The 12,528-nt window shown below is 67.6% G+C and carries 12 protein-coding genes; 7 read left to right on the top strand and 5 right to left on the bottom strand.

The features are described from left to right. Positions 1–32 precede the first annotated feature (32 nt). Genes BSZ39_RS14890 through BSZ39_RS01275 form a run of 4 tightly spaced genes read left to right on the top strand, consistent with a single transcriptional unit; the run spans position 33 to position 3,008 of the window. Positions 33–203 carry a helix-turn-helix domain-containing protein gene (locus BSZ39_RS14890; RefSeq protein ID WP_425425661.1) on the top strand — a complete coding sequence of 57 codons (171 nt, stop codon included), beginning with the start codon at positions 33–35 and terminating at the stop codon, positions 201–203. Beyond that, positions 200–595 (top strand): Clp protease N-terminal domain-containing protein, encoded by a 396-nt coding sequence (locus BSZ39_RS01285; RefSeq protein ID WP_073715595.1) that lies wholly within the window; start codon positions 200–202, stop codon positions 593–595. Before BSZ39_RS14890 ends, BSZ39_RS01285 begins: the two co-directional genes overlap by 4 nt. After that, positions 559–1,188: an SRPBCC family protein gene (locus BSZ39_RS01280; protein WP_073715594.1), complete on the top strand. Its 630-nt coding sequence runs from the start codon at positions 559–561 to the stop codon at positions 1,186–1,188. The genes BSZ39_RS01285 and BSZ39_RS01280 overlap by 37 nt, the downstream gene beginning before the upstream one ends. Before the next feature lie 11 nt (positions 1,189–1,199). Further along, a complete protein-coding gene (locus BSZ39_RS01275) occupies positions 1,200–3,008 on the top strand; it encodes an ABC transporter ATP-binding protein (RefSeq protein WP_083602840.1) in 1,809 nt (602 codons plus the stop codon). Here BSZ39_RS01275 and BSZ39_RS01270 read toward each other — a convergent pair. Genes BSZ39_RS01270 through BSZ39_RS01250 form a run of 5 tightly spaced genes read right to left on the bottom strand, consistent with a single transcriptional unit; the run spans position 3,005 to position 8,382 of the window. After that, a complete protein-coding gene (locus BSZ39_RS01270; protein ID WP_073715593.1) occupies positions 3,005–4,300 on the bottom strand; it encodes a DUF58 domain-containing protein in 1,296 nt (431 codons plus the stop codon). The two genes, BSZ39_RS01275 and BSZ39_RS01270, sit on opposite strands and share 4 nt — an antisense overlap. A 2-nt stretch (positions 4,301–4,302) precedes the next feature. Then, on the bottom strand, positions 4,303–5,370 hold the full coding sequence (locus BSZ39_RS01265) for an AAA family ATPase (protein WP_073715592.1): 1,068 nt from the start codon (positions 5,368–5,370) through the stop codon (positions 4,303–4,305). After that, a complete protein-coding gene (locus tag BSZ39_RS01260; RefSeq protein ID WP_073715591.1) occupies positions 5,367–6,515 on the bottom strand; it encodes a DUF4350 domain-containing protein in 1,149 nt (382 codons plus the stop codon). Before BSZ39_RS01260 ends, BSZ39_RS01265 begins: the two co-directional genes overlap by 4 nt. Next, a complete protein-coding gene (locus BSZ39_RS01255) occupies positions 6,512–7,189 on the bottom strand; it encodes a DUF4129 domain-containing protein (protein ID WP_073715590.1) in 678 nt (225 codons plus the stop codon). The genes BSZ39_RS01260 and BSZ39_RS01255 overlap by 4 nt, the downstream gene beginning before the upstream one ends. Positions 7,190–7,200: 11 nt before the next feature. Continuing rightward, the gene (locus BSZ39_RS01250; protein ID WP_073715589.1) at positions 7,201–8,382 is read right to left on the bottom strand and encodes a DUF7847 domain-containing protein; all 1,182 of its coding nucleotides are present in this window, start codon (positions 8,380–8,382) and stop codon (positions 7,201–7,203) included. Positions 8,383–8,475: 93 nt separating this feature from the next. Between BSZ39_RS01250 and mtrA the strand changes: the two genes are divergently transcribed. Genes mtrA through BSZ39_RS01235 form a run of 3 tightly spaced genes read left to right on the top strand, consistent with a single transcriptional unit; the run spans position 8,476 to position 12,409 of the window. Further along, positions 8,476–9,159 carry an MtrAB system response regulator MtrA gene (gene mtrA / locus BSZ39_RS01245; protein ID WP_073715588.1) on the top strand — a complete coding sequence of 228 codons (684 nt, stop codon included), beginning with the start codon at positions 8,476–8,478 and terminating at the stop codon, positions 9,157–9,159. Further along, positions 9,159–10,739 carry an MtrAB system histidine kinase MtrB gene (gene mtrB / locus BSZ39_RS01240; RefSeq protein WP_083602839.1) on the top strand — a complete coding sequence of 527 codons (1,581 nt, stop codon included), beginning with the start codon at positions 9,159–9,161 and terminating at the stop codon, positions 10,737–10,739. Before mtrA ends, mtrB begins: the two co-directional genes overlap by 1 nt. Then, on the top strand, positions 10,736–12,409 hold the full coding sequence (locus BSZ39_RS01235; protein WP_073715586.1) for an LpqB family beta-propeller domain-containing protein: 1,674 nt from the start codon (positions 10,736–10,738) through the stop codon (positions 12,407–12,409). Before mtrB ends, BSZ39_RS01235 begins: the two co-directional genes overlap by 4 nt. Positions 12,410–12,528 lie beyond the last annotated feature (119 nt).

The raw sequence follows: 12,528 nt of genomic DNA, 5'->3' as shown, positions 1-12,528 counted from the left end.
ATCCCAGAGCCGGTCTCCGCGCTATTGCGTCGTTGCGCTCGCTCACGGAACGACTCGAGCTTTCACAAGTCGAGGCAGCGCTTCGCGCTGGAATGAGTTGGCAAGAGATCGCCGCAGCTCTCGGGGTCTCCCGTCAGGTCGTGCACCGGAAATACGCCAAGAGAATCGACCCGTCGATTCCTGTCCCTAGGAGGAACCGATGACCAAGAACACCACCGCACTCGCGGCTGTTCATACCCTTTCCCTTGCCGCGATAGAGGAAGCCTCTCGACGCGGAGAGCATGCCGTAGGAGTCGAGCATCTCTTCTTAGCGCTCGTTCTCAACGGCCAGGCCGCGGGCCAGACCCTGCGCAGCTTCGGGATCACTTTGGAGCTGGCACGCGCAGCCGTGGATGCGCAGCATGCTGACCAGCTTTCATTGCTCGGGATTCACACTCAGATGCCTGCTCCGGGCCCGGTGACGATCCATAAAACCAGCGGATACGAATGGTCGCCTGGTGCCCTCGAGGTGATCAAGCGGGCAGGCAAAGGTGAGGCACGCGGGGCAACACCACCGACGTGCTCCGCGAACTGCTGGTGGAGCCAAGTGGCCTGATTCAGGCGATCTTGCAGCGTCTCGGGGTCACGCCAGACGCGATACGTGTTCGTCTGGCAGAAGTCGAGTACGTCGCCCCTCGTGAGACTGCGGAATTCGATTCGGCGATCGTGAGCCGTTCCGTCGACGCCTTCATCCCCGCACCTCTTACAAAGGTGTGGCAACTGCTCTCCGATCCGACGAGGATGGCCGAGTGGGAACCCGGGATCGGATCGGTTGATGATGTCCCCGAAAGTGTGAGAAAAGGGTCGTCTTGGACCGCATATGCGCCGCTCAACCATCCGGACGGCAAACCTCTTCGCATTGCGCCGGAACGGCAAAAGATCCGGGTGGAAGTGACACGATGCGAGGAGCCATACCTCCTCGAATGGCGATATTCCTGGCCCGAGATGCCCTCGTCTAACGAGCGGGCCATTCGTATCACGATTGCCCCGGCCGCCGGGGGAACGCAGCTTGTCATCGCAGGCGCGTGGATCCGCAACACCGCAGTATCCCGGCGTCGGGCGTCGTGGCTCCTGCGTCCCGTTCATCGGTATATGACATGGGTCCAGCTTTCCAACCTGGCCGCGTCCATCAGCCGCGTATTCCAGTAGGCTGTCCTTTCATGCGCGACTCCGACCCCGGCAGCGAGGCTGAAGACACCGAAAGCGAGCCGCGGGTGCCGCTGCGCGGCGGGATCCCGCTGCTGTGGTCCTATGTCCGCCCGCACCGAAAAACGCTCGTCGCGGGCCTCGTGCTCGGGCTCGCCGCGACGGGGATCACGCTCGCGACGCCGCTCGTCGTGAAGTGGGTCCTCGACTCCCTTGCGATCTCGCTCGACCTCACCTGGCCGGTGACGGCACTCGTGATCCTGCTCGTCGTCGGGTCGGTCGCGAACCTGTCACAAAGCGTTCTCATGGGTCGGCTCGCGGAGACGATCGTGCTCGACGCCCGCCGCAGCCTGATTCGCCGGTTCTTGCGAGCCAAGCTCGAACCGGTCCAGCGATTCCGATCCGGCGAGCTCATCACGCGCGTCACGAGCGATACGTCGCTGTTGCGCGAGGCAACGACGACGAGCATCGTCGAGCTCATCAACGGCGTCATCTCGATCGTCGGCACCATCATCCTCATGGCGGTCCTCGACCTGCCACTGCTCGTGACGACACTGCTCTCACTGCTCGTCATCGTTTTAGCGTTCGTCATCCTCGTACCAAAGATCGGGCAGGCCGATAAGCGCTCCCAGGACGAAATGGGGGAGCTCGGCGCAATGCTCGAAGGGAGTTTTCGTGCCCTGCGGACGGTGAAATCGAGCCAGGCGGAAAGCCGCGAGATCGCCCGCGTGAACGCGAAGGCCGAAGAATCCACCCGCCACTCGATCCGCTCGGTTTGGTACGTCGCGCTGGTGGGCACGGTTGCGGTCAGCGGCGTGCAGCTCGCGACGATCATTATCCTGGCCATCGGCGCCGGCCGCGTCGCGACCGGCGGGCTGGACGTGTCAACGCTCGTGGCGTTCCTGCTGTACGCCTTCAACATCGTCGAGCCGATCAGCCTGCTGGCCGGGGCCGTCTCCTCCGTCCAGTCCGGCCTCGCCGCGGCCGCGCGGATCCGGGAGACCGAACACCTCCAAGAAGAAAACACCACCGCCGTGCCCGCGGGAGCGGCGCCCGCGCCGCGCGGGGAGCCGAGCGCGGCCCCGGTGCTGGCGCTGCGCGACGTGACCGCGCGCTATCACGACGCGACGAACCCTGCCCTTGCCGGGGTCACGCTCGAGATTCCGCGCACCGGACACGTCGCGCTCGTCGGGCCCTCGGGAGCCGGAAAGACGACCATCTTCTCGCTGATCTTGCGGTTCATCGAGCCGGCCTCCGGCACCCTCGAGCTCGACGGCGTCCCCTACGATCACCTCGCGATCGCCGACGTGCGCTCGCGGATCGCCTACGTCGAGCAGGAAACGCCCGTTATCCCCGGAACCGTGCGCGATAACGTGCTGTTCCGCATCGCCGATGACCCGAGCGACGAGGAAGCCTGGCAGGCCCTGGCCGCGGTTCGGCTGGACGACAAGATCCGCAGCCTCGATGGTGGGTTCGACGCGGACGTGTCCGAGACGCGGCTGTCCGGGGGAGAGCGCCAGCGCCTCGCGATCGCGCGCGTCCTCGTCCGCCAGCCCGACATCCTGCTGCTCGACGAGGCGACCGCCCAACTCGATGGCACGACCGAAGCCGCGATCCAGGACGTTATCGCGAAGGCCTCGAAGTCGGGCGTCGTCGTGACGATCGCCCACCGGCTGTCGACCGTGCTCGATGCCGACCAGATCGTCGTGTTTGAGGCCGGGCGGATCCGGGATGCGGGCACCCACCACGAGCTGCTCGACCGCGACGAGCTCTACCAGGAGTTCATCGCGGCGTTGCGGATCTACGACGAGCGCGCTCGCTAGAGCTTGCCGGTGGCTTTCAGCTGCAGGTACATGTCCGCCAGGCGCGGCGGCAACTCGGATGCGGGCGCCTGGACGACGAAGGCGCCGGCGCGCGAGAGCGAGGCGATGGCCTCCTGGCCGCTGAGCAGCGAGCGCTCGGCGGCGGCCGCGATATAGACCTGGGAGAGCTCCTCGCGGTCCGCGGCGAGCTCGGCGAGTTCGGTATCGACGGCTCCCGCGACGACGACGGTGTGCTGGGTCGCAAGCGCGCCGATTGCCTGGCGCATCGCGCCGGAAATGACCGCGGCATCGAGGGCCGTGACCACGACGACGAGGCTGCGCTGGCTGACGGTGCGGCGCACGAGGGCGGCCGCGAGCGACCAGTCGGTCTCCCCAAGGTTCGGCTCCACGTCTGCGAGCGCGACGGCGAGCTGATGCATGATCGTCGTCGCCGAATTCGACCGCACATGCGCGCGCACCTGCGTATCGAGCGCGAGGACGTCGATCCGGTCCCCGGCGTGGGCGGACAGGGCCGCGAGCAGGAGCGTCGCTTCGATCGACGCATCGAGGCGCATCTCGTTACCGAGGCGCACGGCGGCGAGGCGGCCGGTATCGATGATGACGACGACGCGGCGGTCACGCTCGGGCCGCCAGGTGCGCACCATGACGTCCTGGGCGCGGGCGGTCGCGCGCCAGTCGATGGCACGCACATCATCGCCGACGACGTATTCGCGCAGCGAGTCAAACTCCGTGCCCTGGCCGCGGATGTTCACCGAGGACTGGCCGTCCATCTCGCGCAGGCGCGCGAGCCGCGAGGGTAGGTGCTGGCGCGCGTGGAACGGCGGCAGGACGAGCAGCGAGCCTTCGACCTGGCGCGTCTGGGTGCGGTAGGCGAGGCGCAGCGGGCCGGCCACGCGCAGCGCGACGGCCTGGGCGCGGCGCTTGCCGCGGCGCACGGGGCTCAGCTCGCCGAGCGTGCGGCGCCGCTCGCCGGGCGGGATCGACAGGACGGAAGTCTCGGGCTCGATGCGGGCGGTCGGCTGCCACACGTCGCGCACGGCGACGCGCACCGGGCGCGATCCGGTGTTGAACACGGCGAGCGTCGTGCTCGCCGCCCCGCCCAGGCGCACCGTCGAGGGCTGGACCTGGCGGGTGATCGTCAGCGTGGCCGGGCGCGGGGCGAGGAAGAAATCGATCCCGACGACAACGAGGCACGCGAGCGCCCACCACAGCACAGTGGAGGCGGCAGGGCGCAACGCCACGGGGATGATTCCGGCCCCCGCGAGCGCGAGTGCCCGAGCTGAGATCGCCATGGTTAGCGCGGGACCGTCACGTTCGACAGGACGGAGGAGATCACCTGCTGGGCCGTGATGCCTTCAAGTTCTGCCTCCGGCCGCAGCGAGACACGGTGACGCAGCGTCGGCAGCGCGAGGGCCTTGACGTCGTCGGGGGTGACGAAGTTGCGGCCCGACAGCCACGCCCAGGCGCGCGAGGCCGTGAGCAGCGCGGTCGCGCCACGCGGGGAGACGCCGAGCTTGAGCGAGGGGGAGACGCGGGTCGCGCGCACGATGTCGACGACATAGCCGAGGACGGCCTCATCGACGTCGACCTGGGCGACCTCGGCACGCGCCGCGGCGAGATCCTCGGGCGAGGCGACCGGGCGCAGGCCCGCGCCGTGCAGGTCGCGCGGATTGAACTGGTGCGCGTGGCGGCGCATGACCTCGATCTCGTCCTCGCGCGGCGGGACGGGGAGCACGAGCTTGAGCAGGAAGCGGTCGAGCTGCGCCTCGGGCAGGGGATAGGTGCCCTCGTATTCGACCGGGTTCTGGGTCGCGACGACCATGAACGGATCCGGCAGCGGGCGCGGCGTCCCGTCGACGGACACCTGGCGCTCTTCCATCGCCTCGAGCAGCGAGGCCTGCGTCTTCGGCGGGGTGCGGTTGATCTCGTCGGCGAGCAGCAGGTTCGTGAAGACCGGGCCCTCGCGGAACTCGAACGCCGAGGACTGCGCGTCGTAGATCATCGATCCGGTGACGTCACCGGGCATGAGGTCCGGAGTGAACTGGACGCGCGTCGTCTTCACATCCAGCGCGGCCGCGAGCGAGCGCACGAGCAGCGTCTTGGCGACGCCGGGCACGCCCTCGAGCAGGACGTGGCCCTGCGCGAGCATCGCGATGACGAGGCCCGTGATCGCACTGTCCTGGCCGACGACGGCCTTGCCGATCTCGGTGCGGACCGCGGCGAGGCGCGAGCGCGCCGGCGAGGAGGCCGGCGGCGTCGGAGCCGGGGCCTCGGCCGGGGCCGCATAGGACTCGGGCGCGCTTTGCGCGTTCTCGGTCGGGGGCTCGCTTTGCTCAGGCGCAAACTCGGGGTAGTCACTCATGACAGGTGGACCTCACTTTCCAGGCGGGTGAGTTCGGTGGCGAGCTCCTGCAGGGCGTTGCCCGTGGTGGGCGGATCGCCGTACAACAGGGCCCGCAGGTCGGCTGCGGATCGATTCGTTGCCGCGCTCAGGGCGGCGATGGTGGCGGCCTCGCCCGCGTCGCGGGACAGGCCGAGGTGGGACGAGAGGCGCGCGATCGTACCTTCGCGCAGGGACTGGGCGGCGTGTGCGCTGGAGCGGCGGGAGGCGTACAGACGCCCGACCCCGCGCACGATCTCGCCGCCGCGTACGACGACGGGCAGGCGTTCGGTTGCGACCGGCCCGAACCGCGGCGCCCAATAGGCGATCGCGGCGAGGGTGAAGAAGAGCGCGAACCACATGAGGGAGCGGAACCACGTGGGCGCGTAAACGATCGTCTGGCTGGCGTCCTCATAGGTCGGCAGGTACCACACGAGCGTCGGGTTCTTGCCCAGCGCGCGCATCGCGAGCGCGGCGTTCCCGTCGTCGCCGAGCTTCGCGTTGGACAGCAACGTGCCGTCGGCAATCGCGCGGCGCGCGTTGCCGCTGTGATCCCACACGGCATAGGCGCCGCCCCCTTCGACGGGGAAGCACAGCGTGACCGACGGGTCATTCGAGGTGAACGACCCGAGGAAGGCCGAGATGCGGGAGGCCGCCGTCGCATCGGGGTCGGAACACTGCGCAGTGACGGCAACGTCGGAGCCCTCGGGCGCGGTGTCGATCGCGCTCGCAGTCTTCTCGAGCCCGGAGTACGGGTTGCCGATGAGGACGACATCGGCGTTGAGGTCGTGGATGATCTGCTGCTGCGATTCGGACAGGTTGTCGGTCTTGGCGACGAAGATCGTCGTGCCCGGGCGGGCCTGGGCCTGCACGTCGGCGATCCGCGTCGCCGTCACCACCTGGACGCCCTCGGCGCGCAGCAACTCGGCGAGGGCGCGGGCACCCGTCGGGGTCGTGACATCGGGGCTGAGTTCGCCTGACGTGCCCTGTTCACGCAGCGCGGCAAAGATGACAAGCAGTACCACGCCGAGCGCGAAGAGCACGGTGATGATGCGGCCCGTGCGCGAGGCTCGACGCTGTTTACTTCCGGTCATCCCGACATATTCGGGGGCGAAGAGATCGCTCATGACCGCCCCTTACCGCCTGGGCTCGGCTCACCAGTGTCGACGAGGGGGCTCATCGCAGCGAGTCGCGGGCGCAGCAGGTTGATGAGGCTCATGAGGGCCTCGTAGTGCTGCGAGGTGAGGAAGAGGTCGCCGTAGCTGGCCGCGTCGAACAGGTCCGCCTGGGAGCGGACCGACGTCGCATAGTCGTGATCGAGCTGGGCGAGCGCGGTTGCCGCCTCCTGCGCGGTCATCCCGGGCTGGTCGGCGATGAGCGCGCGTTCGTCGGCGAAGCGAATGAGGAAGCGGAACTGCTCGCGGAACGCCTCGGTGAAGTTTCCGGCCGACGCGAACTGGGCGGCGCGCGCCGCCAGCGTCGCGCTGTCGGCATTGTCGGCAAAGAGCGTCGCCGACTTGGCCCGATCGGCAAGGGCTCGCCGGTTCGAGCGGATCCACGTGAAGAAGACCAGCGAGATCAGCAGCGCAACGATGAGCAGACCGAGCACGATGACCGAGAGCCACGGACTGGTCGATGTCGGCGAGATATTGAACAGCTCGGCAAGGCGATCCGAGAGCCAACGCATGACACGCGAGATGACTCCCGGCTGGTGATTGTAGATCGCCTTTGATAACTCCTCGCGGGCAGCCCGACGCGCCTCTTCGGCATCCGGGCTGACGGGAATTTCAAAGACGAGCATCGAGCGTGGGCCTACGAGTTTTGGGCGGCGGCTCGCTGCAGCAGGAGGTCGAGGCCTTCCTTACGCATCCGAGTGTCGGTGTAGACCAGCGTGATGACGGCGGCGAGGAACGGGGTGAAGATCAATTCGAGTAGCGAATTGATGACGGCGGAAATGACCGACGACCAGGAGAACAGGTCGGCCGGATTATCGGTCGCGCCGGATGTCGCGAGGCCGAAGCTCATGATGCCGCCGAACAGCGAGGACACGATGCCCACCATGATGCTCATGAGCAGGAGCGTGAGGAAAAGGATCCCAGCGATGCGCCAGAAGTAGCCGCGCGTGAGCGCAAAGGACCGCTTGATCGAAGCGAAGACGCCCGCCTTTTCTGCCATGAGCACCGGGGTCGCGAGCGCGGTCTTGACATAGAACCACAACACTGCGACGAGGGTGCCCACGACCCCGACGGCGACGAAGAGCACCATGGCGATCACGGAGCCGGTTGATTCGGGCTGGACGAACGAGCCAATTCCAAGGAGGAACGCGATAAAGACGAGGATCATGACGATCGTCATGACGACGACGATGGTGGTGATGACTAGCGTGAGTCCGAACAGCGGCAGGATGCGGCCCTTGGACTGCTGCCACACATCCGACAGGGTGACTCGGCGGCCGAGGATCGACTGGGTGACGCACTGGATCAGCAAACCGGTGAGGATCGTCGACGCAATAAAGGACACGAGGCTCGAGGCGAGCACCGACAAGAGGAACGTCAGGGCCTGCTGGTCCGAGATCGCCGGGCTGTTCGCCTGGGCGCCCGCGATGATATCGCCGAACGTCTGGAAAACCGTGAAGGAGAGCAGTAGTTCGATGAGCAGCGACGTGAAGATGACAATCGCCGCCACGCCGAGCATCACGCCCGGGTTGAAACGGATCGCGGAGAATCCGCCGTCGAAGAATTCTCCGAGCTTGAGCGGCCGCAGCGGAATAATGCCGGGGCGCACTTCACCGAAATTGCCGCCGACCGGGATCGGGGCGTAGCCGCCCGCCGGGGGCGGGCCGGACGGGGTGGGGTTCGGGGTCGAGAATCGCCGCTCGCCGTAGCCGGCCTCATTGGGCGTTGATGGGGAGTCGTGCTCGACTTGCGGAACGTTATCCCAGGACCACTGGGTGCTGTCATCGCGGCTTCCGCCATCATGCGGTGGTGTTGTCACGGCCCCTCCTTATTCGTTTCCCTATCGTGCCACAGCGCTTTACCCCGATGCATCCACGCGACGCCGCTGGACCAAATTTGCGACAATAGCGTTATGACGTTCAAAATCCTCGTGGTTGATGATGATACGGCCCTGGCAGAGATGATCGGTATCGTCCTGTCGGCGGGGGGATTTGAGCCCACCTTTTGCGCCGACGGCGCGCAGGCCGTGAGCGCATTCCGGGAAACCGAGCCCGACCTCGTGCTGCTCGACCTCATGCTCCCCGGGATGGGCGGCATCGAGATCTGTCGCATCATTCGCGAAGAATCCGGGGTTCCCATCGTCATGCTGACCGCCAAATCCGATACGACGGATATCGTCACCGGTCTGGAGGCAGGCGCCGACGACTATATTCCGAAGCCGTTTAAACCGAAGGAACTCGTCGCCCGCGTGCGCGCACGTCTCCGCCGGAAGGACGATGAGGACTCCGAGCGCCTGTCGATCGGCGACCTCGAAATCGACGTCTCCGCGCACGAAGTGAAGCGCGATGGCGAACTCATCGCGCTCACCCCGCTGGAATTCGACCTGCTGGTCGCGCTCGCGCGCAAACCGTGGCAGGTGTTCTCCCGCGAGGTCCTGCTCCAGGACGTGTGGGGCTACCGCCACCAGGCCGACACGCGCCTCGTCAACGTTCACGTCCAGCGGCTGCGCGCCAAGGTCGAACGCGACCCGGAGCGCCCCGAAATCATCCTCACGGTGCGTGGCGTCGGATATCGGGCGGGTAATCCCGCGTCGTGATGGACGCGATACCGAGCTGGCGGGGGTCACTGCGGCGCCACCTCAGCGCCCTGCCGCGACGCTGGCGGGCCTCGCTCGCTGTCCGGGTGGCGACGACGATCGTGCTGGCGGGCGCCATCGCGCTCGCGATCGTGGGCGCGTTCGTCTCGACCTCGATCCGCGACGGCGTCTTTAACGACCGCGTCGACCAATTGCTCTCCGATGCGCTGTGGCGCGCGAACCATGCGCAGGCCGCGGTCGATAGCGCGAACGTGCAATCCACCGCCCAGATCCAGCGCGTCGTCTACGACATCATCTACGAACAGCGCCTCACCAGCACCGAAACCGTCGGCGTCATGCTGCTGCCGAAATCCGGGCAGAGCCCGACGGCCGGCTATTACGTCACCGACCGTTCACTCGTCGACCTCGTGACCGATGAGCTCCGCACGAAGCTCGACTCCTCGGCGCCGCAGCTGTGGCAGTCCGTGCGCGTGCCGACCGCGAACGGCAGCTCGCCCGGGATTATCGTCGGCCAACGCATCACGCTGCCGTTGGCAGGGCCGTATGAGTTCTATACCGTCTATTCGCTCGCCGCCGAGCAGCAGAGCGTCAACCTCGTCATGCGGATTTTGAACATCGGCGCCTTCTCGCTCATCGCGGTGCTCGCGGTCCTCACCTGGGCGTCGACGTTCCAGATCCTCAAGCCCGTACGGCAGGCAGCGCTCACGGCCGAACGCATCGCGGCCGGTGTCCTAGATGAGCGCATGGACGTGAAGGGTCGCGACGAGCTCGCGACCCTTGGGGCCTCGTTCAACATGATGGCGGCCTCCTTGCAAGAACAGATCGTCGCTCTCGAAGAACTCTCCCGCGTCCAGCGCCGCTTCGTCTCCGACGTCTCCCACGAGCTACGCACGCCGCTGACGACCATCCGCATGGCCGCCGAAGTCCTGCACGACGCACGCGCCGACTTCGATCCCGTGACCAAACGCAGCGCGGAGTTGCTGTATAACCAGCTCGACCGCTTCGAGTCGATGCTGTCCGACCTGCTGGAGATCTCCCGCTTCGATGCCGGCGCCGCCGTCCTGTCCCTCGAAGACACCGACCTACGCCACGTCATCACCAACGTCGTCGAGATGGCGACACCACTCGCTGGCGCCCGTGGCGTCACGCTGCGCACCAACATGCCCGAGCGGCCCGTCGCGGCCGATATCGACCCGCGGCGCATCGAGCGGATCGTGCGCAACCTCGTCATCAACGCGATCGAACACTCGGAAAACGCGCCCGTCGACATCTCGCTCGCCGCCGACGAGACGACCGCCGCGATCCGCGTCCTCGACCACGGCGTCGGCATGAGCGAGGACACCGCCGCGCACGTCTTCGACCGGTTCTGGCGCGCTGACACCTCCCGCGCCCGCACGATCGGCGGCTCCGGCCTCGGGCTTGCGATCTCGCTGGAAGACGCGCGCCTGCACGGCGGTGACCTGCAGGCCTGGGGCGAAGAACAGGTCGGCGCCGCCTTCCTCCTCACCCTGCCGCGCCGCAGCGGAGAGCCCATGGGGCCCTCGCCGCTCGCGCTGCACGTCTTGGAGGAAAAAGTATGAGACGCTCCCGTCGGCTCCTCGCCGCCCTCGCCGCCCTCGCGCTCGCGGGCTGCACGGCGCTGCCCGATTCCGGCCCGGTCTACACCTCAAACCCGCGCCTGCCGGAACGCAGTGAGGTCGACGTCCTGTATTCGGGGCCGACGAACAACGCCGAACCCCGCGAGATCATCGAAGGTTTCCTCGCCGCCTCCGCCGCCGGCTACTCCGACGAATTCGCCGCCGCGAAGCTCTACCTCACCGAAACCGCGGCGCTGTCGTGGGACCCGTACGCCGGCGTCGACGTCATCGACTCGGCCGAACCCATCCCGCCCGAGGAAGTCGAATCCGGCGGCGTGCGCGTCACGTCGATGTCGCTCGCCGAGGTCGACTCCCGAGGCCGCTACACGGTGCGCCGCCAGCCCGTCGAGGTCGTGCGCACGTTCTCCCTCATCAAAAACGCCGCCGGCCAGTGGCGCATCGCGACCCTGCCCAACGGGATCGCGATCCCCGACGTGCGCTTCGAGCAGATCTTCGACCGCGTGCCCCTCTACTTCATTACGCCCGACACCGAAGTCCTCGTCCCCGAGGCCCGCTGGTTCCCGCGGCCCCACCTCGTTTCTGGGGCGCTCGCGGCCCTCCTGTCCGGCCCGAGTTCCTGGCTGCAGCCGGGTGTGCGCACCGCTGTTCCCGACGGCACTCGCATCAACGGCAATATCGCGACGACGAACGACGCCGTCACCGTCGACCTCACCGTGCCAGGGGAGCGGCCCGATGCTAATCAGCTCCAACTGATCTACACCCAGATCCAGCGCACCATCGCCGGCAGCGGCACCGTCCAATCGGTGCAGTTGCGCATCAACGGCACGCAAGTGATCCCCGTCGCCGCGGCGCCCGTGATCGAGGCACCCAACCCCGCGAGCCAGCCGCTAGCGATCTCGGCCGGCAATCTCGTGCGCTGGAACGGCCGTGACCTCGTGCCGGTGCCGAACCCCGCGGGCGTCGAGGGTCCGCTCGCCTCGCCGTCGGCCCCATTCGACGGCAGCGCGGGCCCGATCGTCGTCCTCGATGCCACCGGTTCCGTCCGCACCATCCCCGCCGGCCAAGGCCCCTCGGAGGTCCTCATCGAAGGGCCCGACCTCATCCCACCGAGCGTCGACCGCCTCGGCTGGGTCTGGAGCGGGCCGCGCCAAGCCCGCGGCTCGCTGACCGTGACGCAACATGCGGGACAGAGCCAGCAGGTCGACGCGCCCTGGCTCGACGGTCCCGAAGTCATGCGCGCCCGGATCTCGGCCGACGGCGCCCGCGCCCTCATCCTCATGCGAGTCGGCACGACCGTCGTCGTGCGCGTCGCCACCGTCATCCGCGACGAGAACGGCACCCCGACGGGCCTCGCGAGCCCCGAAGACATCGTCCTGCCCACCGGCAGCGTGCTCGACGCCGACTGGGTTGGCGGCTCCGACGTCGCGATCCTCGTGCGCGACCAGCTCGCCTCCGACCCCGCGGTCACGATCGCGACGCTCGGCGGCCCACGCACCACGCTGCCCCCGATCCCAGGCGCCACCCAGATCGCCTCCGGCAACTCGGACCGCTCCATCGTTGTCGCAACGGAAATCGGTGACCTCTACGTGCGCGCGGGCGCCGGCTGGAGCCTTGCCGCCAGCGGCGTGACCGATCCGAACTACGCCGGCTAGCGAAAACCATTTGGGGGACCTAAGTGGCTCTTCACAATCGAGGGTGTAGTCGGGGTTTGAATCCGCCGGCCTCGAGGAGGCTGCGGGCGATGTAGTGGGTCAGGTTCCGGAAGCCCAGG

Origin of the sequence: Bowdeniella nasicola (assembly GCF_001907295.1) — a bacterium.
Lineage (GTDB): Bacteria > Actinomycetota > Actinomycetes > Actinomycetales > Actinomycetaceae > Bowdeniella > Bowdeniella nasicola.
The sequence above is the reverse complement of the archived record's forward strand: the minus strand, read 5'-3'. Positions and strand labels throughout refer to the sequence as shown.

Excerpts from the sequence above, each read along its gene's own strand:
- BSZ39_RS01285 (WP_073715595.1), top strand. The coding sequence starts at position 200 with ATGACCAAGAACACCACCGCACTCGCGGCTGTTCATACCCTTTCCCTT.
- BSZ39_RS01275 (WP_083602840.1), top strand. The coding sequence starts at position 1,200 with ATGCGCGACTCCGACCCCGGCAGCGAGGCTGAAGACACCGAAAGCGAG.
- BSZ39_RS01270 (WP_073715593.1), bottom strand. The coding sequence starts at position 4,300 with ATGGCGATCTCAGCTCGGGCACTCGCGCTCGCGGGGGCCGGAATCATC.
- BSZ39_RS01265 (WP_073715592.1), bottom strand. The coding sequence starts at position 5,370 with ATGAGTGACTACCCCGAGTTTGCGCCTGAGCAAAGCGAGCCCCCGACC.
- BSZ39_RS01260 (WP_073715591.1), bottom strand. The coding sequence starts at position 6,515 with ATGAGCGATCTCTTCGCCCCCGAATATGTCGGGATGACCGGAAGTAAA.
- BSZ39_RS01255 (WP_073715590.1), bottom strand. The coding sequence starts at position 7,189 with ATGCTCGTCTTTGAAATTCCCGTCAGCCCGGATGCCGAAGAGGCGCGT.
- mtrA (WP_073715588.1), top strand. The coding sequence starts at position 8,476 with ATGACGTTCAAAATCCTCGTGGTTGATGATGATACGGCCCTGGCAGAG.
- mtrB (WP_083602839.1), top strand. The coding sequence starts at position 9,159 with ATGGACGCGATACCGAGCTGGCGGGGGTCACTGCGGCGCCACCTCAGC.
- BSZ39_RS01235 (WP_073715586.1), top strand. The coding sequence starts at position 10,736 with ATGAGACGCTCCCGTCGGCTCCTCGCCGCCCTCGCCGCCCTCGCGCTC.